Source organism: Streptomyces sp. NPDC002868, assembly GCF_055563295.1.
Window position 1 is genome coordinate 1 of record NZ_JBVHDR010000015.1, and the last position, 25,668, is coordinate 25,668.

22 protein-coding genes are annotated in these 25,668 nt (G+C 69.8%); 9 read left to right on the plus strand and 13 right to left on the minus strand.

From position 1 onward, the window contains the following. Nucleotides 1-130 precede the first annotated feature (130 nt). The 5 genes from ACZ3H8_RS33245 to ACZ3H8_RS33265 all read left to right on the plus strand — a co-directional run bounded on the left by ACZ3H8_RS33245 (nt 131) and on the right by ACZ3H8_RS33265 (nt 3,472). Nucleotides 131-532, plus strand: coding sequence for a DUF6896 domain-containing protein (locus tag ACZ3H8_RS33245; RefSeq protein ID WP_467408086.1), 402 nt, complete (start codon nt 131-133; stop codon nt 530-532). A gap of 385 nt (nt 533-917) precedes the next feature. Beyond that, entirely contained in the window at nt 918-2,168 is a 1,251-nt protein-coding gene (locus tag ACZ3H8_RS33250) for a helix-turn-helix domain-containing protein (protein WP_467408088.1), read from the plus strand. A gap of 132 nt (nt 2,169-2,300) precedes the next feature. Then, entirely contained in the window at nt 2,301-2,567 is a 267-nt protein-coding gene (locus tag ACZ3H8_RS33255) for a hypothetical protein (RefSeq protein ID WP_467408089.1), read from the plus strand. Between the two features lie 62 nt (nt 2,568-2,629). After that, nucleotides 2,630-2,878, plus strand: coding sequence for a hypothetical protein (locus tag ACZ3H8_RS33260; RefSeq protein WP_467408091.1), 249 nt, complete (start codon nt 2,630-2,632; stop codon nt 2,876-2,878). A gap of 75 nt (nt 2,879-2,953) precedes the next feature. Then, nucleotides 2,954-3,472, plus strand: coding sequence for a Uma2 family endonuclease (locus tag ACZ3H8_RS33265; protein ID WP_467408092.1), 519 nt, complete (start codon nt 2,954-2,956; stop codon nt 3,470-3,472). Nucleotides 3,473-3,582: 110 nt separating this feature from the next. Here the strand turns inward: ACZ3H8_RS33265 and ACZ3H8_RS33270 are convergent, their stop codons facing one another. Further along, nucleotides 3,583-4,647 carry a mechanosensitive ion channel family protein gene (locus tag ACZ3H8_RS33270; RefSeq protein WP_467408093.1) on the minus strand — a complete coding sequence of 355 codons (1,065 nt, stop codon included), beginning with the start codon at nt 4,645-4,647 and terminating at the stop codon, nt 3,583-3,585. A gap of 278 nt (nt 4,648-4,925) precedes the next feature. Here ACZ3H8_RS33270 and ACZ3H8_RS33275 point away from each other — a divergent pair, with 278 nt between their 5' ends. Continuing rightward, nucleotides 4,926-5,462: an HNH endonuclease gene (locus ACZ3H8_RS33275; protein WP_356226193.1), complete on the plus strand. Its 537-nt coding sequence runs from the start codon at nt 4,926-4,928 to the stop codon at nt 5,460-5,462. A gap of 44 nt (nt 5,463-5,506) precedes the next feature. Here ACZ3H8_RS33275 and ACZ3H8_RS33280 read toward each other — a convergent pair whose 3' ends face one another. Beyond that, nucleotides 5,507-8,551: a beta-N-acetylglucosaminidase domain-containing protein gene (locus ACZ3H8_RS33280; protein WP_467408253.1), complete on the minus strand. Its 3,045-nt coding sequence runs from the start codon at nt 8,549-8,551 to the stop codon at nt 5,507-5,509. A gap of 268 nt (nt 8,552-8,819) precedes the next feature. Here ACZ3H8_RS33280 and ACZ3H8_RS33285 point away from each other — a divergent pair, with 268 nt between their 5' ends. The 3 genes from ACZ3H8_RS33285 to ACZ3H8_RS33295 are packed head-to-tail and all read left to right on the plus strand — an operon-like array spanning nt 8,820 to nt 11,569. After that, a complete protein-coding gene (locus tag ACZ3H8_RS33285; protein WP_307663483.1) occupies nt 8,820-9,014 on the plus strand; it encodes a hypothetical protein in 195 nt (64 codons plus the stop codon). Next, the gene (gene malQ / locus ACZ3H8_RS33290; protein WP_467408095.1) at nt 9,015-11,312 is read left to right on the plus strand and encodes a 4-alpha-glucanotransferase; all 2,298 of its coding nucleotides are present in this window, start codon (nt 9,015-9,017) and stop codon (nt 11,310-11,312) included. A 20-nt stretch (nt 11,313-11,332) separates the two neighbouring features. Further along, nucleotides 11,333-11,569, plus strand: a complete 237-nt coding sequence (locus tag ACZ3H8_RS33295) for a hypothetical protein (protein ID WP_467408097.1) — start codon at nt 11,333-11,335, stop codon at nt 11,567-11,569. 328 nt (nt 11,570-11,897) lie between these two features. Here ACZ3H8_RS33295 and ACZ3H8_RS33300 read toward each other — a convergent pair whose 3' ends face one another. From ACZ3H8_RS33300 to ACZ3H8_RS33350, 11 genes are all read right to left on the minus strand, one after another. Further along, nucleotides 11,898-12,782 carry a cytochrome P450 gene (locus ACZ3H8_RS33300; RefSeq protein WP_467408098.1) on the minus strand — a complete coding sequence of 295 codons (885 nt, stop codon included), beginning with the start codon at nt 12,780-12,782 and terminating at the stop codon, nt 11,898-11,900. Beyond that, nucleotides 12,716-13,132 carry a cytochrome P450 gene (locus tag ACZ3H8_RS33305; RefSeq protein WP_467408100.1) on the minus strand — a complete coding sequence of 139 codons (417 nt, stop codon included), beginning with the start codon at nt 13,130-13,132 and terminating at the stop codon, nt 12,716-12,718. Before ACZ3H8_RS33305 ends, ACZ3H8_RS33300 begins: the two co-directional genes overlap by 67 nt. Nucleotides 13,133-13,172: 40 nt before the next feature. Continuing rightward, the gene (locus tag ACZ3H8_RS33310) at nt 13,173-14,297 is read right to left on the minus strand and encodes a selina-4(15),7(11)-diene synthase (RefSeq protein WP_467408101.1); all 1,125 of its coding nucleotides are present in this window, start codon (nt 14,295-14,297) and stop codon (nt 13,173-13,175) included. Nucleotides 14,298-14,672: 375 nt separating this feature from the next. Continuing rightward, nucleotides 14,673-15,302: a GTP-binding protein gene (locus ACZ3H8_RS33315; protein ID WP_356226325.1), complete on the minus strand. Its 630-nt coding sequence runs from the start codon at nt 15,300-15,302 to the stop codon at nt 14,673-14,675. Continuing rightward, complete coding sequence (locus tag ACZ3H8_RS33320; protein ID WP_307663489.1) at nt 15,283-15,642, minus strand: DUF742 domain-containing protein; 360 nt, start codon at nt 15,640-15,642, stop codon at nt 15,283-15,285. Before ACZ3H8_RS33320 ends, ACZ3H8_RS33315 begins: the two co-directional genes overlap by 20 nt. Next, the gene (locus ACZ3H8_RS33325; protein ID WP_467408103.1) at nt 15,639-16,046 is read right to left on the minus strand and encodes a roadblock/LC7 domain-containing protein; all 408 of its coding nucleotides are present in this window, start codon (nt 16,044-16,046) and stop codon (nt 15,639-15,641) included. Before ACZ3H8_RS33325 ends, ACZ3H8_RS33320 begins: the two co-directional genes overlap by 4 nt. Next, nucleotides 16,043-17,488, minus strand: coding sequence for a sensor histidine kinase (locus ACZ3H8_RS33330; protein ID WP_467408104.1), 1,446 nt, complete (start codon nt 17,486-17,488; stop codon nt 16,043-16,045). Before ACZ3H8_RS33330 ends, ACZ3H8_RS33325 begins: the two co-directional genes overlap by 4 nt. Before the next feature lie 164 nt (nt 17,489-17,652). Beyond that, the gene (pepN, locus tag ACZ3H8_RS33335) at nt 17,653-20,223 is read right to left on the minus strand and encodes an aminopeptidase N (protein WP_467408105.1); all 2,571 of its coding nucleotides are present in this window, start codon (nt 20,221-20,223) and stop codon (nt 17,653-17,655) included. 155 nt (nt 20,224-20,378) lie between these two features. Beyond that, nucleotides 20,379-21,407: an aspartate-semialdehyde dehydrogenase gene (locus ACZ3H8_RS33340; protein WP_467408107.1), complete on the minus strand. Its 1,029-nt coding sequence runs from the start codon at nt 21,405-21,407 to the stop codon at nt 20,379-20,381. 191 nt (nt 21,408-21,598) lie between these two features. After that, the gene (locus ACZ3H8_RS33345; RefSeq protein ID WP_467408108.1) at nt 21,599-24,928 is read right to left on the minus strand and encodes a S8 family serine peptidase; all 3,330 of its coding nucleotides are present in this window, start codon (nt 24,926-24,928) and stop codon (nt 21,599-21,601) included. 158 nt (nt 24,929-25,086) lie between these two features. Beyond that, nucleotides 25,087-25,632, minus strand: a complete 546-nt coding sequence (locus tag ACZ3H8_RS33350; protein WP_467408109.1) for a CGNR zinc finger domain-containing protein — start codon at nt 25,630-25,632, stop codon at nt 25,087-25,089. Nucleotides 25,633-25,668: the final 36 nt, after the last annotated feature.

A 25,668-nucleotide genomic window follows, 5' to 3' on the forward strand; every position in this document is an offset into this window, starting at 1 on the left:
GACGCGACAGCCGGGCCACTGGCTTGCCCGCACCCCATCCAACAAGCCGAAACGGCCCACCAGATGAAGCGGCAAGCCGTCACGAAAGATCGAGGCTAGTGAACAGGCACAAGAGACCGGGGTATCGATGATGAGCGAGTCTTTGAGGGAAGTCGAGAAGTACCTGCAGGCGCTCTCTCGGGTGCGCGGCACTGTTCAGCTCCGCTACCCGGGGCCCCAAGGGCTGGCCGTTCTCCTCCACATGTACCGGTCGCGCTCCATCGACAAGTCTGGGCTTATCCTCGACGGGCTCGGATACAGCGTGCATGGCTCTGGGTGCCTCTTCGTTGAAGGAAATGGTGCCGAGGTTGATGTCGATTTCCTTGAGGGAGGGGTGGAAGTCTTTGATTCTTGGAGAATCAGACGGCTTTCAATGAGTGCTGGTGAAGAGTATTCGGGAAGCCTTGAAGAAATCACTGCTGCATGCAGAGATTTGGTTTCTCAAGGGTGCTTGACGGAGCCGCGTAGTGGATGGTTCTCGCGGGTCAGATAGTGCTCCCTGTTGCCCATGCGATAGTCAACTAAATAGCCATCATGAAAATGCGGTGGCGTAGTGAGGCCCCCTCTCCTCGATTGCTTGGGGAGGGGGCCTCGCGACGAATTCGAACGGGCACGGGCTTCCACTCTGCCCGCAAGTCGACGGTTCGCGCGTTTCGCCCCGCTGAATTGCTGGCACAGGTGATACAGCGGAGCTGGTCCTCAACAGCAACGGTGACGGCAACGTCATCCCGTGCCGTGGCGTGGCACGGCGTTCCTGCTTAGGGCCAACTCCCCTGGGACCAGTGTCCCTGCGGGTGAAGTAGGCCGATCTTCGTGCCTCATGTGACCTCGCGCCATACTCTGCCTTTGACGTGGGTTGCACACAGAGAGGCAAGGCCATGCCGTCCGATGTCACCCCTGCCCCCTTCACCGAGCCCATCGCATTCGGCCAGCGCATGCAGGTCCTGCGTACCCGCCGTGGCATGAGTCGCACCGTGCTCGCCGGACTGGTCGGCAAGTCTCCTAGCTGGGTGAAGCAGGTGGAGGGTGGGCAGTTGCAGATGCCCAAGCTCCCCATGGTGCTGCGGGTCGCCGAAGCGTTGCGCGTACGGGATCTCTCCGAGCTCATGGGTGATCAGACTGTGCCCGTCGCTTTGTTCGTCGGTCCGGGCCATGCGCGGCTTCCTCAGGTGCGTGCGGCTATCGATGCGTATCCGTTCACAGCTGACCACGAGGCCCCGCCTGTCTCCCACTTGGAGGCTCGTCTCGTGCGTGCCTGGCGGGCTCGGCACTCGGCTCCGAACCACCGAGAGGTCATCGGCTCTCTGCTGCCCGAGCTGATCCGCGACGCGCAGCTTGCCGTGCGGCAGTCCGAGACGGCGGCTGAGCGGCGCGTCGCACAGGCGTTGCTCTCGCAGGCGTACAGCCTGTGTCAGTTCTTCATCGCCTACCAGCCCGACGCCGCACTGCTCTGGCGCGTGGTCGAGCGAGGGATGGTCGCGGCTCTGGAATCGGAAGACCCTCACACGCTTGGTGTGGCTGCGTGGCTCACCGCGCAGGCGCACCGTGACAGCGGCCCGGGTCATTTCGACGCGGCTGATGCGGTGACCCTGGGGACCCTCCGCTACCTCGAACCACTGCTGCCGGAGTCGGGCGATGATGTGCTGGCGATCGCGGGGGCCCTCCAGTTCGAGGCGGGGTACACGGCAGCACGACGTGGCGACACAGGCTCCGCTTGGGGGTATTGGGACATGGCACGTGCCACGTCCGAGCGGCTGCCGGCCGACTACTACCACCCCGTTACGTCGTTCTCACGGGCCATCATGGGCGCGCACGCGGTGACCGTCGCTGTTGAGTTGCACGCGGGCGGGGAGAGCGTCCGTCAGGCCGTTGTGGCTGATGCGTCGACGATTCCTTCCCGCCCCCGACACGCTCGGCACCGCATCGAAGAGGCCCGTGGGTATCAGCTGGACAGACAGCCTGAAGCGGCTTTGGCGGCTCTGGACAAGGCGTACGGAGCTGCCCCGGAGACCATGCGCTACAACGGCTACGCGCGCCGAATCCTCCTCGAGGAGGCGGAGTCGAAGAGCCCGTACCAGCGGCGGCGCGCCAGCGAACTCGCTGTGAAGGTCGGCATGTTGGCGGCCTGACGGATGGGGCAGGCACTCTGCCCCTCCCCCCTGCCCAGGGAGCCTACGGTCGGTGGTCGTACGACTACCGAAGACCCCCGCGGCCGCTGTCACGGCCCGGGGGCGTGGTCCACCTGAAGAGAGCAGGTCGACGTGCCGCACTGTATCGCCCGTATCTTCGAGCAGTTGCTGATTCTGCTGTTACCCGCCCATGGCCGACACCGGGGCTGCTGCTCGATGCCCAACGACGTACCCCCGGCCGCCCCGCCCCCTCTGCGGGGTGAGGACTGCGCGCTCGTTCGCCCCTATCTCGTTGCTCATGAGCAGCGATTGCGCAAGCAGCGCCGCCGTGTGTTGTTGTTCGCGTCGTTCGGGATTGATCTCGACACCCGGAACATCCACTCGCTGGGGGCGATCTGATGACCGGGGATTCCGCAGTCCGGCTGCTTCCTTGGCCCGGCCCTGAGGGCAAGCCTTGCTATGTGCTGACTGACGGCAACGGAGGGTTCGTCTCTCGGGTCGCCGACCAGATCGAGTGTGTGCAGCTCGGTATGGGTGCCGAACTGCTCGGCCATGCCGAGGCATTGCTCGACGAGCCCCGGGCCGACAGCAGTGAGCTCCGTTTTCTCTCGTCCCGACTGGTTGAGGCGCTGCGGGACGCCTTGCGCGTCGCCGAGAGCCGTGGCGCTCGACTACCGAAGCATGCTTCTGTGCCGTCACCCGAAACCTGATGGCCCCAGGGGCGGCTCATCCGAGTCGCCCCTCACGAAGTCGGGACCCAGCAGGCCGGACCGCGAGGAGTCCCTATGGACGCCAAGACCTACGATCGTCTGCGCACCGTCGCCGACGAACTGCCCATCGAGCCCCCGGTCTGGGCCATCGAGATCGATGACGCGGGCATCACGTTGATGAGGAGTCTGGGTAAGCGCCACGAGCTCATCACCCTGCGGCTGCGTCGACAGTTGGACGCCCAGTTGCTCGCCACCCACCCTGGGGTGGTCGCTCACAGTGGGCCGGAGATCGAGTCGCCGGCCATACAGCGCATGCGGCGGCCCGACCTGCTTGTGCTCCCCGAGTCCGCCCTGGACGAGGGCGACGCCTACGTGGATCCGGCCGATGTGCTGATGGTGGCGGAGATCGTTTCGCGCTCGAATCCCGATAATGACTACGAGGACAAGGCTCGGGACTACCCGGCCATGGGGATCCCTGTCTACGTGATCATCGACCCCCGGAAGGGCACGGCTGCGGTTCTCATTGACCCCGGCCCCGGGCGGAGGGCATCCGGTACCGGTCCAGGCACGACTACGTCTTCGGCGACACGATGACCGCCGGAGCCTGGGTTATCGACACCGGACAGTTCCCGACCTACGAGAGTCCGTAGTACCGGAAGCAGGACAGGGCCCCTCCGCTAGGGGAGGGGCCCTGTCACTGCCAGCTACTTTGACAGATTCGCCGACGGCGCGATCGGCGTCGCCGCCATCGACTGCGGCGACGTCGCCGACGCGTACGCCGACGGTGCCGCCATCCCCGCCGTCGGGTCGAGCGCCGACGCCTCCTCCGTCGCCGGCGGCAGGCCGCCCACGATGCGGATGCCCGCCGCGTCGAAGGCCTGCTTGATGCGCCAGCGCAGTTCCCGCTCCACGCCCAGCGCCTTGCCCGGCATCGTCTTCGCCGAGACCCGGATCGTCATCGAGTCCAGCAGCACCTCGTTCAGGCCCAGCACCTCCACCGGGCCCCACAGCTGCTCGTTCCACGGCTCGGACTTCGCCAGGTCGTCCGCGACCTCGCCGATCACCGAGCGGACGTGGTCCAGGTTTTCCGAGGAGCGGACCATGACGTCGACCGTCGCCGTCGCCCAGCCCTGGCTGAGGTTGCCGATGCGCTTGATCTCGCCGTTGCGTACGTACCAGATCTCGCCGTTGTCGCCGCGCAGCTTCGTCACACGCAGGCCGACCTCGATCACCTCGCCGGAGGCGACGCCCGCGTCCACACTGTCGCCGACGCCGTACTGGTCCTCCATGATCATGAAGACGCCCGAGAGGAAGTCCGTCACGAGATTCCGCGCGCCGAAACCGATCGCGACTCCCGCGACACCCGCCGAGGCGAGCAGCGGGGCCAGGTCGATCTTGAAAGCGCCGAGGATCATCAGGCCCGCGGTGCCGAGAATCACAAAGGAAGAGACCGAGCGGAGTACGGATCCGATGGCCTCGGAGCGCTGCCGGCGTCTCTCGGCGTTGACCAGCAGACCGCCGAGGGCGGTGCCCTCCACGGCCTGGGCGGAGCGGTTCATCCGCTCTATCAGCTTGGTCAGGGCACGGCGGAGGAGCATGCGCAGCACCAGCGCGACCACCAGGATCAGCGCGATGCGCAGACTGGTGTTCAGCCAGGTGGACCAGTTCTCCTCCACCCAGCCCGCTGCGTCGCCGGCCTGCTTGGCGGCCTCGTCGAGCGAGACGGGCTCGGGTGACGGATCGGCGGCCAATAGGACGGACCAGGACACGGGGGGAACCTCCAGGCATTGCGGTAGCAGACCAACCACCCTAACGGGGCATCCGGTGTGTTCCGGTGCGCTGTTCGAGGGAGAGACGAGGCTCACCTGGGGATGAACCTGTCGAAGGCATGTCGAGGCACGTCGCGGCACGTCGAAGGCATGTGGTCGAAAACACCTCGAGCCCGTTACCTGCACGTGGTGGCGCTCGGACCTGGCATGAGGAGAGACTGAGAGCAGATCGTCCCGGCGCGAGCCACGCGCCGCCGGCGTACAAGGAGGCATCCACCGTGCCGCACGTCCTGGTCCTCAATGCGTCGTACGAGCCCCTCGGTGTCGTACCGCTCCGCCGCGCGCTCATCCTCGTCCTGGAGAACAAGGCTCTCTGCCTCGAGGAATCCGGCGCCTTCATGCACAGCGCGACCCGTGTCATCGCCGCCCCCAGCGTCGTACGTCTGAAACGGTTCGTACGGGTCCCCTACCGGGGGCCTGTTCCTCTCACCCGCAAAGCACTCTTCGCCCGCGACGGCGGGCGCTGTATGTACTGCGGTGGCGTCGCAACCAGCGTCGACCATGTCATTCCGCGCAGTCGCGGCGGACAGCACGTCTGGGACAACGTGGTGGCGGCCTGCCGCCGCTGCAATCACGTCAAGGCGGACCGGCATCTGCGGGAGCTGGGGTGGCGGCTGCGCCATCAGCCCGCCCCGCCGAGCGGGCTCGCGTGGCGCATCATCGGGACCGGGCATAGGGATCCGCGCTGGCTGCCATACCTGCAGCCGTACGGCGCGGACGACGCGATGGCCCGGATCGACGGCATTTCTGCCTAAGATCCGGGCCTTCGTCGTCCCTTGTCCGGGCTGTAACGGCTCGCTCACTCTGCGACGGCGTATGCCTCCACCGACCAGAGTGAGTAGCCGTACTGCGTTGCGCGCCCATCGCCCTGGACGCGGATGAAGCGGGTGTCGCGGCTGTCCATGCGGACCGCCTCGCGCCCGCCCCTGCCGTCGGTCACCGTCGCGGCCGTACGCCAGGTGCGGCCGTCCGCCGACGCCTGGACGCGGTACTTCGTCGCGTACGCGTCCTGCCAGTGCAGCACCACCTGGCCGACCCGGGCGGGCCGCTGCAGCTCCAGCTGCCACCAGGCGCCGTCCTCGGCGGGCGAGGACCAGCGGGTCTTCGGGTCGTCGTCGAGCGCCGAGGCCGCCGGGAAGTCGGCCGTCTCGTCGCCGGACGAGGAGGCGACGGAGCCCGCGGCGCGCGCGAGGTCGGGGCCCGCGGTGCGCGGATAGGCACGCACCGTGAGCGTGCGCTCCTGGCCCCCGAAGGACAGCGGCACCTGATACTCCCCGGCCGGCGTGCCTGCCGGGACGGTGACCTCGACCGGCACGGTCGTACGCAGTCCACGCGGCACCGTCGTCTCCTTCGGCACCGACACCTTGATGCCCGCGGGAGCCTTCGCGGTGAGCGCGCCGCGCACCTCGGCGGGGCGGCGCGGGGTCAGCCGGATGCCCGCCCGCTGCGGACCGCCGCCGATCTCGGCGTCCGTCTCGCCCTGTACGAGATCGAGGCCGGCCGGCGGCTCGTCGGCGAACCAGGGCACCACGGACCGTACGGCGACGGGCTCGTCCCCGTCGGACGCGACCCGCACCGCGTCCATCCGCAGGCCCTTGGCGTCGGCGTGGGTCCAGCCGCTTGCCGAGAGAGGGCCGAGCGTGCGCCAGCCCTCGCCCGGGACGTGCGCCTCAAGGCGGCCGGCGGAGCCCGAGCCTCCCCCGGAGCCCGAGCCTCCGCCGGGGGTCCCGCTCGCGCCCCTGCCCGGGGTCCCGCTCGCGGCCCCGGAGACCGCCGCCCGGCGCGTCGGCTCCGACATCACCGTCACCGCCGCCACCGGCCTCGCCCGGTCCAGCCACACCGTGTCGTCGCCCGCCGTGTCCTTGACGCGGTCCGCGCCCGTCCAGGCCGCCGACTCCTTCGCCGCCCGGTCCAGGAACGGGTTCAGCACGCCCTTGCCGACCGTCGCCCGGCTCGCCCCGAGCCTCTTGCGCAGCGGCTCCAGGTCCAGCGAGGCCCGCCAGCCCCTCTCGCCGTCGCCGCGGGCCTGCGCCTGCAGCATGTCGACGGACAGCTCGCCGGCCCGGCCGTACCGTGCCAACTGCTCGAGCCATGGCCGTACTTCGTCGCCCAGACGGCCGTCGGCGGGCCCCTTCAGCCGCTGCGGTGCCTCGCGCATCACGGTGAACGCGGCGCGCAGCGAGGCCGCGGCCCGGTCCCTGGCCGCCACGTCCGTCGTCGTACGCGACCACCAGAAGTCCTTCAGCAGCGGCTGCAGATAGCCGGACTCGGCGGGGCTGAGGATCGAGGAGGCGTGGTTGCCGGCCAGCGCGCGCAGCGCCTCACGGGTCGAGGCGTCACCGCCCGCGAGGTCGTTTATCGCGGCCTGCCAGGACTCCTGGGGGCGGTAGCTCCTCGGGTTCCAGGCGTAGTCGGCGGCCGTGAACAGCGGGATGCGGGAGGCGGACGCCTGCTCCATGGCGTTGGCGAGCAGGGCGGCCGAACCGCTCGCCACGGCGGGCTCGCGGCCCGTGTAGGGGCCGAGGAACATCCGGTCCTGTGCGTAGTCGTTGACCGGGTAGTTGTCCATGGTGACCAGCGGGTGCTTGAACACGTCCCGCGCACCCACCAGTTCGCGCCCGGTGATCGTGCGCGGCACCACGCCCACGCCCGTCCACGCCACCTGGACCCGGCTGTCCAGCTCGCTCGCGAGCGCCTGCCGGTAGTCGGTGGCGCCGTCCTGGTAGAACTCCGTCGGCATCAGCGACAGGGGCTCGGCCCCCGGATACCGGTCCGCCAGGTGCCGGGCCACCGCGCCCGCGACCCTGGCATGTGCCCTGGCCGCGGCCTCCGGGCCCGAGCCGAAGGCGTCCGCGTCCTTGTCGCAGTGCGACTCGCTGTAGCTGACGTCCTGGAACTGCAGCTGGAAGGCGCGCACCCCCAGCGCCCACATCGCGTCGATCTTGCGCGTCAGCGCCTTGACGTCGCCGTTCTTGGCCAGGCACATCTCCTGCGCGGGTGCGACGGCCCAGGCGAGCGTGACGTGGTTCTGCCGGGCACGCTCGGCGAGTTCGCGGAACTCGGCGCGCTGCGCGGCGGGGTACGGGTCGCGCCAGCGGGCCTGCCGGAAGGGGTCGTCGCCGGGCGCGTAGAGGTAGCGGTTCTGCTTGGTACGGCCCATGAAGTCCAGCTGCGACAGACGCTGTTGATGGCTCCAGGGCTGTCCGTAGAAACCCTCCGTCAGGCCGCGGACGGCCGTGCCCGGCCAGTCGCGTACGAGAACTCCAGCGACAACTCTGGCGACGGTCTTCTGGCCGGTCCGGGCGGCGGCGTTCCGGTCGGTGATCAGCTGGCGCAGCGTCTGGACGCCGTGGAACAGCCCGTCCTCGCCGACGCCGTCGAGCGCGACCGTGTCACGGCCCTCGACCTGGCCGACAGCGATCCGGTAGCCCCCGGAGGGCAGGTCGGCGCGTTCGGGCGCGCGCAGGGCGCGCAGCGCGTTCTGCGCGCCGGTGCCGCCGATGCGCAGGACGGGGCCGCGGCCGGGCAGTTCGGTGTGCACGGTCCGTACGCCGGACTCGCGCAGCAGCTCCTTCAGCCGCTCCACGGCGTACGGATCGGCGGTGCGGTCCGCGACGACGGTCACCTCGTCGCCGAGCGGCACGGCGGAGCCGGCCGCACGCATCGACTGCGGGCGCGGCCACACGGACGGCAGCGCGGCCTCGCCCTCGGGGTCCTTGGCGGTGCTGGGTAGGGAGACGGGGTCTTCGGGGGCCGCGACAGCGCCGTGCGCGCCGCCGAGCAGGCTGCCGATGACAGCGACCGCGACGGCTGTCGCGGTGCGCCTCCTGCGCGCGAGCCGCACGCCCGTCTCCCCTCGTTCTCCCCGTGCCGTTCCGGTCGGTTTCGAGCCCACCACCACCACACTGAGGGTGTCAATGCGCATGGCCGTTGTGCACCTTTTGCCTGAGGCGATGGGTGGTTTGCCGCAATGCGACTCAACTGCTTGGCGAGGAAGGGAATGTGGGGAACGGAATGTGATGCGGAACACGTTGACTGATCGTGTACGTCTGCCGTCGCGCCCGCTGGGTAGGGCGTCTGTGTCCCACTACCGTCAGCTTGGAGTGACCCCCATGGCCGCATCCGCACATCTGCTGCTCTCCGCCCTGTCCAAACAGGTCCCGGGCCCCGGCCCGCTGACCAGCGAACCCCCGCTCGCCGACGCCGCCCCGCTGACCAGCGAGCCGCCCCTCGCCGACACCGCTCCCCTCACCAGTGAGCCGACCGCGCCCGGCATGGCCGGCGGCACGGAGTCCCCAGGAGTCTGAATGGGCCTTGCCCGGCTCGCCGCGCTGCACGGAGTCGCCACCGCCTACGCGCCTTCGGAGGGCGTCACGGTCCCGGTCCCCGACGCCACGGTCGTCGCGGTCCTCGCCGCGTTGGGCGTCGACGCGTCGACGCCCGCGGCGTTACGCGACGCCTTGAACCACGCCGAGTCCGCGGCGTCGGCCCGCCTGCTGCCGCCGACGGTGGTGCTGTGGCGTGAGGGCGCCCAGGAGCTCCCACCTGTCCTGACGGCGCTCCCCGCGGGCACGAGTGTGCGGGTCGAGACGGAAGGGGGCGTGGCGGTCGAGTGGACCAGCCCGGGTCCGGCCGACGCTGCCCAGCAGGACGGGGCGGAGCCGAGCACCACGGCCGATGCGACGCCTCCCGTCGATGCGACGCCTCCGGCCGATGCGACGCCTCCCGTCGATGCGACGCCTCCGGCCGATGCGACGCCTCCCGTCGATGCGACGCCTCCGGCCGATGCGACGCCTCCCTTCGACGCGGCGACTCCCGCCGATGAGTCCCGCGTCTGGTCGCAACTGCCCCTCGGCGTGCACCAGTTGTCTGCCCGCGCCCACGCCCCCGACGAGCGCGTCGCACACTCCACCCTCATCGTCGCGCCCGCCCGTGTGCCGCAGCCCGACCGGCGTTCGTACGGCTTTCTCGTGCAGCTCTACTCCCTGCTCTCCGCCCGGTCCTGGGGCATGGGCGACCTCGGTGATCTGGCTGAGCTCGCCACCTGGTCGGGGCGGGCGCTCGGAGCCGGGTTTGTGCAGGTCAACCCGTTGCACGCGGCTGTGCCCGGGACGCCCACCGATCCCTCGCCGTACCGGCCGTCCTCACGGCGGTTCCCCGATCCCGTCCATCTGCGGATCGAGGACATCCCCGAGTACGCGTACGTCTGCGCCCGCGACCGGCAGCGGCTGGACGAGCTCCGTGACGAGGCCGCGCGGCTGCGTGAATCCGTGCTGGAGAAGGGCGCGTTGATCGACCGGGACGCCGTGTGGGCGCTGAAGCGCGCGGCCCTGGAGATCGTGCACGGTATCCCGCTCGGGCCCGGCCGCCGCGCCGCGTACTGCGACTTCCTGGCCGAGCAGGGCCAGGCCCTGGAGGACCACGCCACCTGGTGCGCCCTCGCAGAGGTGCACGGGCCCGAGTGGCACTCCTGGCCCGCCGCGCTGCAGGACCCGCGCTCGCCCGAGACCGCGCGGGCCCGGCGCGAGCTGATGGACCGGGTCGACTTCCACGGGCGGCTCGCCTGGCTCACCGACCAGCAGCTGGCCGCCGCCGGGCAGGCGGCGCGCGAGGCGGGCATGGGCGTCGGCATCGTCCATGACCTGGCCGTCGGCGTGCATCCCGGCGGCGCGGACGCCTGGGCGCAGCGGAAGGCATTCGCCGCCGGGATGTCGGTCGGCGCGCCCCCGGACGCCTTCAACGCACGCGGTCAGGACTGGGGCCTGCCCCCGTGGCGGCCCGATGTGCTGGCCGCGTCCGGTTACGCCCCGTACCGCGGACTGCTCCGCGGCCTCCTCCGGAACGCGGGCGCGCTGCGCATCGACCATGTCATGGGCCTGTTCCGCCTCTGGTGGGTCCCGGAGGGCACCCCGCCCACCGACGGCACGTATGTGCGGTACGACGCGGAGGCGATGCTCGCGGTCCTCGTTCTGGAGGCTCACCGCGCGGGCACGGCCGTCATAGGAGAGGACCTCGGCACGGTCGAACCGGGTGTGCGTGAGGCACTGACCCACAGGGGCGTTCTGGGCACCTCCGTGCTCTGGTTCGAGCGCGACTGGGCCGGCACGGGCCGCCCGCTGCCGCCCGAGCGCTGGCGCGAGGGCTGCGTGGCCACCGCGACCACGCACGATCTCCCGTCCACCGCGGCCCGCCTTACCGGCGAGCATGTGGCGCTGCGGCACCGCCTCGGTCTGCTCACCCGCCCCCTGGAGCAGGAGCGTACGCAGGACGCGGCGGATGTCGCCGAGTGGCTCCGCCTGCTCACCGGCCTCGGCCTGCTGCCCGAGGGCAGGGGCGACGAGGAGGGCCAGATCCGCGCGGCCTACCGCTTTCTGCTGCGTACGCCCGCCCGCATGGTCGGCGTCTGGCTGCCGGACGCGGTGGGCGACCGCCGACCGCAGAACCTCCCGGGCACCTGGGACCAGTACCCGAACTGGCGCCTGCCGGTCGCGGACGCCGAAGGCCACCCGGTCACCCTGGAGGAGCTGGCCGCCTCGCCCCGCCTGCACGAGCTGATGGGGGTCTTCGGGCCCCGTACGGCACCCCCGGACGCGCGGCCGGGATAGCCGTTCGCTACGTTGGCACCGTGGACAAGAAGAACGCTTTGCGCGCCGGCGCCGTCGCGGCCGGTACGACGCTGATGATGCTGCTCCTGTCGTCGCCCGCGCTCGCCGCTGCCCCCGGCGCCGACGACGGCTCGGACCCGGGCCCGGGTCTGAGCGTGATCGAGACGCTGGGCCTCTATGTCGCGGCGCCGCTGGTCCTCTTCCTGGTGATCGCGGGCCTGGTGATGGCTCTCGACAAGTCCAGGAAGCAGAGCTGACCGGCTCCGAGCTTCACCTGCTCCACTAGCTCCACCGGCTTTCCAAGGGCGCCTTGGGTGTGTACGCACCCCCAGGCGCCCTTGCCATGCCTGCTGCCCCTCGCTCCTCGACCTTTCAGTTTTGCTTCAAATAATCGTCGAACCTAAGGGTTCACTCGCCGCGACGCTGGCTCCACAAGCTCGCGTCCGCAGCAGTGAGACGACCACGGCGGGGAAGTTTCGGCAGGCTTCCGGCCTCGGGCTGCTGCTCGCCGTCGTCGCCATGGTCGTCCGGTCGGGGAGCTTCGTCACCCTACGAGCGTCTGACAGGTTGACGGCGGACGCCGCGTCACGCGTCCCGGGGCTCGACCGTCATCGGCATACGGTCCGGGTGCGCCACCGCCGAGGCCACCTCCCGAGGCGTGTGGCCCGGGACCGGGCGCAGTTGCCAGCGCGCCAGGATCGTCGCCAGCGCGATGGTCGCCTCCGTCCAGACGAACGCGTCCCCGATGCACTTACGGTTGCCCGCCCCGAACGGGATGTAGGCCTGCCGCGCGATGTCCGTCCGGCGCTCCGGCAGCCACCGGCCGGGGTCGAAGCGGTCGGCCTCGGCGTACAGGCTGGGGTCCCGGTGCAGCGCGTACAGACTGAACGCGACCTCGGTGCCGGCCGGGAAACTGAACCCGCCGAGCTCCACCGGCACGGTGGCCCGGCGCATCAGCATCGTGACCCCGTGGAGCCGGATCACCTCGTCGAGCACCCGCCGGACCGCTTCTAGGCGGGGGACGTCCTCGATGGCCACCGGCCGGTCGCCGACGACCTCCTTGATCTCGGCGACCAACTGCTCCTCGACCTCGGGATGGCGGGCCAGTTCGTGGAAGGTCCAGGAGAGCGTGGAGGCCGTGGTCTCGGCGCCGGCGAAGAGAATGGTGCTGAGCTCGTCCCTGACCTCCGTGTCGCTCAGCGACTCGCCGGTCTCGTCGTCCTGCGCGGCGAGCAGCACCGACAGCAGGTCGTTCCGGTCGGTCTTCCCGGACCGGCGGGTGATGGCGACCACCTCGTCGATGACCTCGCGCAGATTCGCCGCCGCGGCGTCGAAGTCGCGGTTGGCGCGGATCGGCAGCCTGTCCAGGAACTTGGGGGACGCCGCCCGTATCAGCATGTTCTTCAGCACGACAGGCAGGTTCCTGCGCACGGCCTCCACGGCCGGCAGCCCGATGTCCGTGGAGAACATCGTCGACGCCAGCGTCTCGATGGCGTACTCATCGAGATGCGCTGCGGGTGGAACATCGGCTGGATCAGCCTGCGGTGCACTTCACCGTTGGCCGTCGCCAGACCGTTTCCCGCGAGCGGCCGCAGACGGTCGAACAGCCGGCCCTTCTCGAAGCTGCGTGCCTGCTTGACGGTCACCTCATGGACCAGCTCGGCCGAGGTGACGACGTACATGGGCATCGTTCCGAGGTCGACCCGGACCAGATCGCCGCTGTCCCGCAGCGACTTGAGAAAGCCGAGCGGGTCGCGCCACAGCTTCAGGGCGTGCCCGAGAAGCGGTACTGCTCCGGGCGCGCGGGGAACCGACTGCAAAGCAGCCGCACCTGACACTGACACCGAAGAATCCATTGTTCTAGGCCGCGGTCTCTTGCACCGGCCGGCGCAGTGCGCGTGATGCGGTCTCGTCGGCCACGAGGCCGGGCACATGGTCGGGCACCAGGTCCCACCACCAGGACACGGCGGGGATGTCCAGCGGCTCTCGGCTGTCGTCGGTGGGCGTATCGCGGAACACCGAGGGGAAGTCGGCCGGATCGTCCGGCGTCGTGTACCGCACGGAGCTGATGCCCCAGTCCTGGGCGCCGCGTATGAAGCAGGCAAGGCTGTGCAGATACCGCCGCAGCTGCGGGCTGGCCTCCGGCTGCAGGTGTGCGCTCAGGCGCATGAAGAGAGTCATCACCCGGTCCCGCTGGGAGATCGCCGTGTCCAGCGCCTGGGCGGGGGTGAGGCCGTGCTGCTGCTCCAGCACCCGCAGAGCGTTGAGGTAGTAGCCCGACCCGTTGCGTTCCTTGTGGTACGAGAAGATGTCGTTGTCCCACGTGATGATGAAGGACGCCATCTCGGCCGTGGCACGCACGGCGGTGTGGTCACGCTCGTGCGGCTGGAGCTCGTAGCCGTGTCCCATCTCCAGCAGCGGCAGCACCACGGACGTCGCGCCGTCGTAGAGGCGCATCAGGGTGTAGTCGTTGAGGTCGGGCACGGTGTCCGCCCTGCGGTGGGCCGCCTCCCACACCACGGAGAAGAAGTACTCCCGCAACGCGTCCACCCAGCGCGCTGCCTGCCCCGCAGTGCCGTGGCGGCTGACCCGGAGCCGCAGGTCCCGCAGTCCTGCGGCCAGCGGGTCGTCGAGCAGCATGGGGACTTCCGGGTTCTGGGCGACGCGCAGCAGACGGTGGAGCAGGCCTGCCAAGTCGCCCGGCCGGTGGCCGAGTTCCCCCTCTTCGCAGTGTCCGTCGTCCACGCCGAAGAGCCACAGCACGAAGTCCGCGAGGAGAGAGACGACCTCCTCACTCCCTTCCGGCAGTATCCGGGCGGAGAACGTGCCGATGTCCTGCATCACGAGTCTGCCGCGCAACTCGTCGGACCCGATGCGAAACGTTTCGGCCCAGGCCGCGGTCTGCACGTCTATGTCCGCATGGCGCGGATGGATCGCCGGCGGAATGGGAGAGAAGATCGGTGGAACTATCAGCTCGGGCCCCACTGCGGCCTCCCTCTCGTTGGGGGGCGACGCGAACTCTGCTTTCACAGACGCCACTTGCACCCCATAGTGATCAACTATGGCGCATAGTAATGACTCCGAACGGATGGTCCAATAGGACAATCCCTAAGGTATGCGGCATTGCGGCACTGCTCATCGCCGTGACCGGAACAAGCGGCCTCCGCCAGGACGTACAGGCCGGACGCCACGGCGAAGCCGCAGGCGCCGCCGCCGGAGCAGTAACCGGAGCAGTAACCGGAACCGTGTCCGCAGCGGCCCGGGCATCGCCGACGCGCAGTCGACGCACAGTCGAGGGGCAGTCGACGGGCAGTCCAGGGCGCCTTTACGCCACCCGGCCCTCTCCGGTCCCGGGCGTGCTCACGACGCTTCCTGCGTCGTGGCAAGTCTCTGCAGATAGCGCATCAGCGTCATCAGTACGTCCCGGCTGGACGCGCGCTGCCGGGCGTCGCACATCACGATCGGCACCGCCTCGGGCAGATCCAGGGCGGCCCGCAGCTCATCCACCGGATGGCCGGGCGCGTCCGGGAAGGAGTTCACCGCCACCACGAACGGCACCCCGCGCTCCTCAAGGCGCCCGATGACGTCGAAGCTGACCTCAAGGCGGCGGGTGTCGACCAGTACCACCGCACCCAGCGCGCCCTCGAACAGACCGCGCCACAGGAACCAGAAGCGCTCCTGCCCGGGCGTGCCGAACAGATAGAGCACCAGCTCCTCGTTGACACTGATGCGGCCGAAGTCCATCGCGACCGTCGTCGACGTCTTGCCGCCGATGCCCGCCGTGTCGTCGACGCCGACCCCGGCCTGGGTCATCGTCTCCTCGGTGGTCAGTGGCCGTATCTCGCTGACCGAGCCGACCAGGGTCGTCTTGCCGACCCCGAAGCCGCCCACGATGACCACCTTGACGGCGGCGGTGGCGGTCGCCGGCAGCGCATCCTCGCTCCGCGGCCCGGCGGTGCGCGCCGGCTGCTCAGAGCCTTTGAAGTCCATCGATCACTGCCTCAATCAAAGCGCGGTCGGGAAGTCGGGCGGGTGGGACGGGCGCGCGGGCGACGACCCGGTTCTCGGCGAGCAGATCGCCGATCAGGACGGTGACGACGCTGAACGGGAGACCGGTGTACGCGGAGACCTCGGCGACGGACAGCGGCGCTTCGCAGAGCTCGATGATCGCCGCGTGCTCCGGCTGCATTCCGGGCTTCGGCCCGGACCTGGCCACGATCAGGGTGACCAGGTCCAGCGTGGCGGGGACGGACGAGCCGCTGCGGCCGCCCGTGATGACGTAGAGCCGCTCGGGACTGTCCTCCCAGTCCCCGCCGCCCGCGTCGCTCACCTCGGCTGTCCATCCTGACGCGGCGGGGTGCTGAGGTGCTCACCGATCCGCAGAACGAGGTCCCGCATCCGCTGGCCCATCAGCCCGGCGTCGACACCCTCGTCGGCGAGCACCGCGAGGAAGGCCCCGGAGCCCGCCGCCATCAGATAGAAGAAACCGCCGTCCATCTCGATCACGACCAGCCGCATCCGGCCGTCGCTGTGCGGGAGTTCGGAGGCGACCGCGCCGGCCAGGGACTGCAGCCCGGCACAGGCGGCCGCCAGCCGGTCGGCGGTGTCGGTGTCGGTTCCGTACTGGGCCATGCGCAGACCGTCGGCGGAGAGCACGACCACATGCCGGGTCTGCGGCACGCCCTCCGCGAGGTCCTTGAGCATCCAGTCCATGTTCGTCTGCTGCTGAGTCATGGCTGGTTGTTCTCTCTGTTCGTCTCGGGGGTCTCGCCGGTCACGCCGCTCTGGAAGGCGGCCAGCCACATGCCGGGCTGCACCGCGGATGGGGAATCCCGCCCGGACTCCGGCTCCGGCGCGGCAGCTGCGGCGAGGGCGGCCGGTGCCGCGACGGGCGTCTTGCGACGCCGCTGCGGCAGACCGTTCAAGGTCCGCTCGGTCACCACAGGGAGCTCCTCGTCCGCCGTCATGGGGCCGGTGGCCGGCCTGGGCGGCCGCTCGGCGGGAGCCTGCGGCAGGGTCGGGCGGGGACCGGAGGAGGCGCCGATGCCGTGCGCGAGACCGGTCGCCGAAGCGGCCGTGGTGATCAGCGCCTGCGGGACGACCAGGACGGCGCGCACACCGCCGTACGCGGAGGAGCGCAGCGAGACCTGGAAGCCGTACGCCTGCGACAGCCGGCCGACCACGGCGAGGCCGAGGCGCGGCGTCTCGCCCAGGTCGTTGACATCGATGCCCTGCTGGGCCTGGCGGAGCATGCGCTCGGCCCGCTTGCGGGCCTCCTCGCTCATGCTGACGCCGCCGTCCTCGATCTCGACGGCGATGCCCGACTGCACGTCGACGGCGGTCAGATGGACTTTGGTCTGCGGCGGCGAGTAGCGGGTGGCGTTGTCGAGCAGCTCGGCGAGTGCGTGGATCAGCGGCTCGACGGCGGTGCCGAAGACGGCGACCTCGGTGACCGAGTGCAGCTCAACCCGCTGGTAGTCGATGATCCGGGACATGGCGCCGCGCATCACGCTGTAGAGCGGTACGGCCTTGCTCCACTGGCGGCCGGGCCGCGCACCGCCGAGCACGGCGATCGAGTCGGCGAGCCGGCCGATGAGCGCGGTGCCGTGGTCGATCCGGAGCAGATCGCCGAAGACGTCCGGGGACCGGCCGTGCCGGTCCTCCATCTCACGCAGTTCCTGGGCCTGTTGGTGGACGATGGCTTGAACCCGGCGGGCGATGTTGACGAAGGCGCGCTGTGCGGATTCGCGCAGGTCCTCCTCGGCGACGACGGCGTTGAGCACCGAGTGCAGCACCGCCTCGTGCTCGGCCGGCGCGTCGAGCGAGTCGAGTACGTCCTCCGGGAACTCGCCCTTGCGCAGCCGCTCCACCACCTGCGGCAGCAGTTCGTCGGCGAGATGCCTGGCCTCGGCCTGCTGCCGCGCCACCGCCGCATCCCGCTCCGCGAGTCTGCCCCGCAGCTCCTGGACCAGCCTGCCCCGGCGCGCCGCTTCGGCACAGGCGACCGCCACCATGACGACCGCCACGGCACCGATCCAGAGCACGGGGGTGCGGGCCGACTCGGAGACCAGTGCGGCAGCCGCCGCAGTGGCCGCGCCAGTTACGGCGACGGGCAGCAGCCACACGGAGGAGGCCGCAGGCCGCGGACTTCCGGTCGACGTTTCCTGTCGAACCATCAGCACCCTCAAACCATCGAACGGAGATCACATGACGACGGTCGGGAGCATATCCGGGTAGTGCGAAGGGGTTTGACGGCGGGTCACCAAAATTGGCGCGTTGTTTTCGCCCACGCGAGGGCGCCCCGAGCCGCTGTGGCCCGGGGCGCCCTCGCGCGAGGTCGTTACGCAGCGGCCGCGTCAGCCGCCTGCGCCTTCAGCGCACGCTCGACGCCCGAGCGCGACTCCGAGATCAGCCGCCGCAGCGCCGCGTTCGGCTCGGCCGATGCCAGCCATGCGTCCGTCGCGTCCAGCGTGGCCTGCGAGACCTGGAGCGAGGGGTAGAGCCCGACCGCGATCTGCTGCGCGATCTCATGGCTGCGGGACTCCCACACGTCCTTGACCGCCGCGAAGAACTTATCGGTGTACGGGGCGAGCAGCTCGCGCTGGTCGGTCTGGACGAAGCCCGCGATGACCGCCTCCTGCATGGCGTTCGGCAGCTTGTCGGACTCGACGACCGATGCCCAGGCCTCCTCCTTCGCCTCCGCCGTCGGCCGGGCCGCGCGCGCCGTCGCCGCGTGGCGCTCGCCCGCCGCCGTCTTGTCCCGCTCGTACTCTGCCGCGATCTCGTCCTCGTCGAGCTGGCCGACCGCCGCAAGACGCTCCACGAACGTCCACCGCAGCTCGGTGTCCACGGCCAGACCCTCGATCGACTCCGTGCCGTCGAGCAGCGCCTGCAGCAGGTCCAGCTGCTGCGGCGTCCGCGCGGTCGCGGCGAACGCCCGTGCCCACGCCAGCTGGTGGTCGCTGCCCGGCTCCGCCGCGCGCAGATGCGCCAGCGTCGCGTCCGTCCACTGCGTCAGCCCCGTCTCGCGCCACTCCGGCGCCGCGTACAGGTCGATCGCCAGCTTCACCTGGCGTTGCAGCGACTGCACGACGCCGATGTCCGACTCCTTGCCGATGCCGGAGAGGACCAGGGACAGATAGTCCCGCGTCGCCAGCTCGCCGTCGCGGGTCATGTCCCAGGCGGAGGCCCAGCACAGGGCACGCGGCAGCGACTCGGTGAAGTCGCCGAGGTGCTCGGTGACGACCCGCAGCGACTCCTCGTCGAGGCGGACCTTCGCGTACGACAGGTCGTCGTCATTGAGCAGGATCACCGCGGGGCGGCGGGTGTTCTGCGGGAACGGCACATCGGTGTGCTCGCCGTCCACGTCCAGCTCGATCCGGCTCGTACGGACCAGCTTGCCGTTCTCGTCGAGGTCGTAGCAGCCGATCGCGATCCGGTGCGGGCGCAGCGTCGGCTCACCCTTGGCGCCGGCGGGCAGGGCGGGGGCCTCCTGGCGTACGGAGAACGAGGTGACGTACCCGTCCTCGGAGACCTCGATCTCCGGGCGCAGGATGTTGATGCCGGCCGTCTCCAGCCACGCCTTCGACCAGGTTTTCAGATCACGGCCGGAGGTCTCCTCCAGCGCGCCCAGCAGGTCGGACAGCCGGGTGTTGCCGAAGGCGTGTGCCTTGAAGTACGCCTGCACACCGCGGAAGAACTCGTCCTGTCCGACATACGCGACGAGCTGCTTCAGCACCGACGCGCCCTTGGCGTAGGTGATGCCGTCGAAGTTGACCAGGACGTCGTCCAGGTCACGGATGTCGGCCATGATCGGGTGGGTGGACGGCAGCTGGTCCTGCCGGTAGGCCCAGGTCTTCATCTGGTTCGCGAAAGTGGTCCAGGAGTGCGGCCATTTCGAGTCCGGGTGGTACGCCTGGCAGGCGATCGAGGTGTAGGTGGCGAACGACTCGTTCAGCCACAGGTCGTTCCACCACTCCATGGTGACCAGGTCGCCGAACCACATGTGCGCAAGCTCGTGCAGGATCGTCTCGGCGCGCGTCTCGTACGCCGCGTCCGTCACCTTCGAGCGGAAGACGTACTGGTCGCGGATGGTCACCGCGCCCGCGTTCTCCATCGCGCCCGCGTTGAACTCCGGCACGAAGAGCTGGTCGTACTTGGCGAAGGGGTAGTCGTAGTCGAACTTCTCCTGGAACCACTCGAAGCCCTGCCGGGTGACCTCGAAGATCGCGTCCGAGTCCAGGAACTCGGCGAGCGAGGGCCGGCAGTAGACGCCGAGCGGGACGCTCTGCCCGTCCTTCTCGTACGAGCTGTGCACGCTGTGGTACGGACCGACGATCAGCGCGGTGATGTACGTGGAGATCCGCGGCGTCGGCTCGAAGTGCCAGACGTTGTCCTTGGGCTCCGGGGTGGGGGAGTTCGAGATGACCGTCCAGCCCTCGGGGGCCTTCACGGTGAACTGGAAGGTCGCCTTGAGGTCCGGCTGCTCGAAGGAGGCGAAGACACGGCGCGCGTCCGGCACCTCGAACTGCGTGTAGAGGTAGGCCTGCTGGTCCACCGGGTCGACAAAACGGTGCAGACCCTCACCGGTGTTGGTGTACGCGCAGTCCGCGACGACCTTCAGCTCGTTCAGGCCCGCGAGCAGATGCGGCAGCGCGATCCGCGAGTCCCTGAAGACGGCGGCGACGTCCAGTGCCTTGCCGTTCAGCACGACTTGGTGCACGGCCGGGGCGACCAGGTCGATGAAGCTCTGCGCGCCGTCCTCTGCGGAGTCGAAGCGCACGGTGGTCACGGACCGGTAGGTCCCGCCCTCTTGTGCCCCGCTCAGGTCGAGGTCGATCTCGTACGAGTCGACAGTCAGCAGACTCGCCCGCTGCTGCGCCTCTTCGCGGGTCAGATTCGTGCCAGGCACGCTGTCATCTCCTCGGTTCGTGACGTTTGCGGCCATCCTTCCATGGGGCGCGGGTCCGTCGCCTGCCCTATTTGCCTGCCCTGATCGAAGGGGCGGAAGCAGCACGAGGGCGGGGCACCCGATGGGTGCCCCGCCCTCGCCGGTGTCCGCAGGCGTCAGCCCTTGAGCTCCTCGGCGACGAGCTCCGCGATCTGCACGGCGTTCAGCGCCGCGCCCTTGCGGAGGTTGTCGTTGGACAGGAAGAGCGCGAGGCCGTTCTCGACGGTCTCGTCCACGCGGATACGGCCGACGTACGAGGCGTCCTTGCCGGCCGCCTGCAGCGGCGTCGGGATCTCGGAGAGCTCGACGCCCGGGGCGTCCTTCAGCAGCTCATAGGCGCGCTCGACGCTGATGGGCCGCTCGAAGCGGGCGTTGACCTGCAGCGAGTGGCCGGAGAAGACCGGGACGCGGACACAGGTGCCGGAGACCTTGAGCTCCGGAATCTCCAGGATCTTGCGGGACTCGTTGCGGAGCTTCTGCTCCTCGTCGGTCTCGAAGGAGCCGTCGTCGACGAGATTGCCCGCCAGCGGCACGACATTGAAGGCGATGGGGCGCCTGTAGACGCCGGGCTCGGGGAACTCGACGGCCTCGCCGTCGTGCGTCAGCTCGCTCGCGCGGCCGGCGACCTCCTTGACCTGCCCGTCCAGCTCGGCCACACCGGCCAGCCCGGAGCCGGACACGGCCTGGTAGGTGGTGGCCACCAGCGCGGTGAGAACCGCCTCGGCGTGCAGGGGCCGCAGAACCGGCATCGCGGCCATCGTGGTGCAGTTCGGGTTGGCGATGATGCCCTTGGGGCGGTCCTTGATCGCGTGCGGGTTGACCTCGGAGACGACCAGCGGCACCTCGGGGTCGCGGCGCCAGGCCGAGGAGTTGTCGATCACGACGGCGCCCTGTCCGGCGACCTTCTCGGCGAGCGCCTTGGAGGTCGCGCCGCCGGCCGAGAAGAGCACGATGTCCAGGCCGGAGTAGTCGGCGGTGGAGGCGTCCTCGATGGTGATCTCCTGGCCGTCCCAGTGCAGGGTGGAGCCCGCGGACCGGGCCGAGGCGAACAGTCGCAGCTCGTCGACCGGGAACTTCCGCTCGGTGAGGATCTTGCGCATGACTCCGCCGACCTGACCGGTGGCTCCGACGATTCCGACCCTCACGGACGACTCCTTCGTACTGATTTGTGCTGATCTGCTGGCCTGGGTGCTGCTCCATGATGCGTATGTCCCCGGCCGACTTGTCCAATCCATTGTCCGATGGCCGGGACGTGTGACGCAGGACATGCCGGCGGGGCGGGTGCTCCGAAGAGCGCCCGCCCCGCCGTCGTACAGATCAATCCGCTACGGGAGTGCTACGGCGTGACCTTCTCGATCACTACGCTGCCGGCGCCCGCGACCGTGCCGCGACCGTTCAGCAGCTGCACCTCGCCGAAGAACTGCCGTCCCTCGGGAGCCGCGCCACCGACCAGAACCTCGGCGCTGACCTGCGCCGACGCCCCGTTGGCGAGCTTGACGGGCTTCGTCGAGTCGACCTTGACCGAGCCGAGCGACGCCGCGAAGAACACATCGCGGTAGTTGTACTCGGTGGTCCCGGCCGGGACGGAGTAACCGTCGACCACGATGGTGTAGGTGCCGGCGGCCGGCTTGAGCAGACTCACCGCCTCCTCGGAGTCGCCGTCCGCCGCCTGGCCGACCAGCACGTTGTTCAGGTAGACCGACAGGTCCAGGTCCGCGCCGTTGTCGGAGACCCCGCCGATGGCGACGTCGAGACGCTCGACGCCCTCACCGATGGTGACCGTCGACTCCTGCGACTCACCGTGCTTGATCGACGGGCGGGTGACCTTCGCCGAGCCCAGCGAACCGCCGGCGAGCTTGCCGTCGATCGCGGCGAAGCCGTTGGTGACCTTCCACTCGACGGGGGCCGGCGTGCCGACCTTCGCCTCGGGGAGCGTCTTGACGGCCGGGTCGAAGGAGGCGCCCAGCAGGCTGACGTCCAGCTTGTACGGGTTCTCGAGCAGCGGAGACGTACGCCGCGACTCGACCTCGATCTCCCAGACACCGGGCGTCGGCTCGGCATACGAGCGCAAGTCCGGGCGGCAGGTGTTCGCCGGATTGTTGTAGTTCGGGTAGCAGAAGATCGTCGAGCTGTCGTCGACCGGGACGCCGTAGGGGTGGATGCCGATGAACCGCGTCTGGCTGTCCTTGGCGAGCCCGCCGAGCGCGACCTCGAGGTTCTTCGCGCCCTCCGGCACCGTGACGAAGTACGACTTGTGGCTGTTGCGGTCCACCGAGCCGGACGCCGAGAAGGTGTACGAGGGCTTCGCCAGCTCCTTGGAGACGACCACGGTGGCGAGGATCTGCTTGTCCACACCCTCGGTGCGCTCGTCGTCCGCCTCCAGGATCGCGCTGTGCACCCCGGCCGAGCCGGGCTTCGCCTCGACCTTGACGGTGACCGGCTTGTTCAGCGGCAGCGAGACCGCGCCGGAGCCCGGCAGGTCGAAGGTGCCGTCGTTGTACTTCCAGTCCAGCTCGTGCCGTACGGGACGGTCCGGGCCGGTCGTACGCGTGATGGTGACGTCGTACGTCTTCTTCTGGCCGGCCTTGAGACCGCCCTCGCGGTCGTACAGACCGGTGCCGAAGCCCGGGGTCTTCAGCGCGAAGTCGATCGCGGTGTCGACCGGTGCCTTGACGCTGTACTCGTGGGCGGTGGCGCCGTCCTCGATGGCATCCCAGGCGTCCACGATGTTGATCAGGCCGGAGCCCTGCTCATGTGCCTGCACTCCGGCGATACGGTGCGCGGTGCTGGTCAGCGCCGTGCGCAGCTTCGCCGGGGTCAGCTCGATGTTCCGCTGCTTGGCGGCCGACAGGAGCAGCGCGCTCGCGCCCGCGGCCTGCGGCGAGGACATCGACGTGCCCTGCAGCATGGAGTAGCCGGCCGGGAGCTGGTAGCCCGCCTCCTTGACCGGGCCGCCGGGGGCCCAGGTCTGGGTGGTGTTGATCGACGCGCCGGGCGCGGTGATGGTCGGCGTGAAGCCGCCGTCCTCGCGCGGGCCGCGGGAGGAGAACGGCAGAAGGTTGTACTTCTTCCGCACCTCGGAGCCGTAGTTGGCGGCCCAGGTCTCCTTGGAGATGGAGGCGCCGACCGAGATGACCTTGTCGGCTACGGCCGGGTCACCGAGGGTGTTGGTGCCGGGGCCCTCGTTGCCGGCCGAGATGACCAGCTGGACGCCGTAGGTGTCGATGAGCCGGGTGTAGAGCTCGGCGCGGGCGTTGTTGCCGTCGTTCAGCGGGGGCAGACCGCCGATGGACATGTTGACGATGTCCACGCCGCGGTTGATGACCAGGTCGGCCATGCCTTCGGTGAGCGCGATGTTGGTGCAGCCGCCGCTCCAGGTGCAGGCGCGCGAGGAGACCAGCTTGGCGCCGGGCGCCGCACCGTTCATCCTGCCGCCGAAGAGGCTGTTGGCGGCGGTGATGCCGGCGACGTGCGTGCCGTGCGAGCCCTCGATGACGCCGATGTTGACGTAGTCGGCCTTGGCGCCCGCGGCGTTGTAGACGACGTCCTTGCGGACCTCGATGACGAACGGGATGCGTTCGACGACCTCGGTGGCCGGGTTGTCGGTGCCGAAGTAGCCGATCTGGAAGCCGTTCTTGTACGGCTTCATCACGGTGTCGTTGGAGAAGTCCGCGTCGTTGTTGAGGTCGACGCGGGCGGTCCTGGTGCCCGCGTCGTACAGCACGCCCCAGACGTCGGTGGTGTCGCCGTCCCGGTTGAGGTCACCGGCCATGTCGCCGCCCTTGGTGGCGGCCTCGGCGAAGAGGTTGAACTTGTACGCGCCCGCCGGGGCGGAGTACGTACGGCCGCCGGCGGTGAACGTCGGGCCGCTCACATCGAGCGACATCCGGCGCCAGGTGCCGTCGCCGTCCGCCACCGGGTCGGTCGCGGTGACCCAGTCGACGATCTTGCGCTCGCCGGTGGTGGTCTTCTGCAGTGCCGGGTGGCCGACGTCGACGCCCGAGTCGAGGATGCCGATGGTCACACCGCGGCCGTCGGCCTTGGGGTGCTCCTTGACGAAGTCCACCGCGCCGGTCTCGAAGGACGGGTTGTACGGGTTCTTCGCCGGGGTGTTCTTCCCGGGCGCCGGGTACTGCGCGGCCTGGGCGCCGGCCGTGCCCGCGCCCTTGGCGGTGTCGCCCGCCGGGGTGGGGTCGTCCAGCTTGATCTCGTGCTTGAGATCGATGCCGTGGACGCTGGAGAGCTTGGCGGCCGCCTTGAGCGCGGCCTCCGCCCGGCCGGTGGGGAGGGTGGCCCGTACATAGCCGAGCTGGTCGTACGTCTTGCCGACCACGGCTCCCTCGACGGCGTCGAGCTGGCCCGCGACCTGCTCGGTCGCACCGGGGGCGGTGGCGACCATGACGGTGACGCTCTTCGCGCCCTTGGCCTCGGCCTCGGCGAGCAGTTCGGCGTCGGCCGAACCGAGCTTGTCGGACGAGGACTTGGCGGCCTTGACGCCGGCGGTGGTGCCGGGGTCGTCGGCGGGCGCGTCGGAGAAGGCCGGTACGGCGCCCGCGGCGACCAGCGCGGCCACCATCGATGCGGCGGCCGCAATACGGGCCACGCGTCTGTGACCTGGTACGGAGCGCCCTGATATGGGGCTCTGGGATTCGGGGGTCATCAGCATCCCTGTTTTGTGAAAGAGAGGGTCCGGAATTCGGTGCCGGATGACCGCTCAGCCTTTCGTAAGTGACAGGGGTTTGTGGAGAGTTGCCGGAGGCGGGATGTGGTCATGGCGGACATCCGCCATCGCGGGCGATGTGCCATGAGGGGCAAAGGGGAAATTCAGGCTTCGCGGCTGCGGGCGTAGTGCCGGGACGCCTTCGCGCGGTTGCCGCACAGCGCCATGGAGCACCAGCGGCGGGTGCCGTTCCGCGACGTGTCGAAGAAGTGCAGGATGCACGCCTCGTGCGCGCAGGCGCGGATGCGGTCTGGCGTGGTGCGCAGTAGATCGAGATGGCCGCGGGCGGCGATCCAGCCCGGGCCCCAGGACGGGTCCGCGAACTCCGCCTCTTCGCCGGGGCCTTCGGTGGTGAGAGTGGCGCGGATGCGCCCATGGTCGAGCACGGCGTCGACGCGGGCGGCCGCGGTGGCGTCGCCGGGGCTGTCGACGAGGACGGCGAGCGCCTCGCGGGCGGTCAGTGTCCGCTCCAGGGTGGCCGCGTCGGCGGTGAACCGGTCGGCGAGGCCGTTGGCCGTCAGCCAGATGTGCAGACCATCGATGCCGGTCAGCAGATCCTGGCGTACGCCGTCCTGCATCCAGCGGGTGTTGAGCAGGTCGAGGGAGACCGGCTCGCCGGTGAGCGGCCGCGGGTCGGACAGGGCGGGCATCCCTTGGCTCCTCTCGTAGCTAACCCCTGAAGGTTA

Excerpts from the sequence above, each read along its gene's own strand:
- ACZ3H8_RS33245 (WP_467408086.1), top strand. The coding sequence starts at position 131 with ATGAGCGAGTCTTTGAGGGAAGTCGAGAAGTACCTGCAGGCGCTCTCT.
- ACZ3H8_RS33250 (WP_467408088.1), top strand. The coding sequence starts at position 918 with ATGCCGTCCGATGTCACCCCTGCCCCCTTCACCGAGCCCATCGCATTC.
- ACZ3H8_RS33265 (WP_467408092.1), top strand. The coding sequence starts at position 2,954 with ATGGACGCCAAGACCTACGATCGTCTGCGCACCGTCGCCGACGAACTG.
- ACZ3H8_RS33285 (WP_307663483.1), top strand. The coding sequence starts at position 8,820 with ATGGCCGCATCCGCACATCTGCTGCTCTCCGCCCTGTCCAAACAGGTC.
- malQ (WP_467408095.1), top strand. The coding sequence starts at position 9,015 with ATGGGCCTTGCCCGGCTCGCCGCGCTGCACGGAGTCGCCACCGCCTAC.
- ACZ3H8_RS33300 (WP_467408098.1), bottom strand. The coding sequence starts at position 12,782 with ATGTTCTCCACGGACATCGGGCTGCCGGCCGTGGAGGCCGTGCGCAGG.
- ACZ3H8_RS33315 (WP_356226325.1), bottom strand. The coding sequence starts at position 15,302 with ATGGACTTCAAAGGCTCTGAGCAGCCGGCGCGCACCGCCGGGCCGCGG.
- ACZ3H8_RS33325 (WP_467408103.1), bottom strand. The coding sequence starts at position 16,046 with ATGACTCAGCAGCAGACGAACATGGACTGGATGCTCAAGGACCTCGCG.
- ACZ3H8_RS33330 (WP_467408104.1), bottom strand. The coding sequence starts at position 17,488 with ATGGTTCGACAGGAAACGTCGACCGGAAGTCCGCGGCCTGCGGCCTCC.
- ACZ3H8_RS33345 (WP_467408108.1), bottom strand. The coding sequence starts at position 24,928 with ATGCTGATGACCCCCGAATCCCAGAGCCCCATATCAGGGCGCTCCGTA.
- ACZ3H8_RS33350 (WP_467408109.1), bottom strand. The coding sequence starts at position 25,632 with ATGCCCGCCCTGTCCGACCCGCGGCCGCTCACCGGCGAGCCGGTCTCC.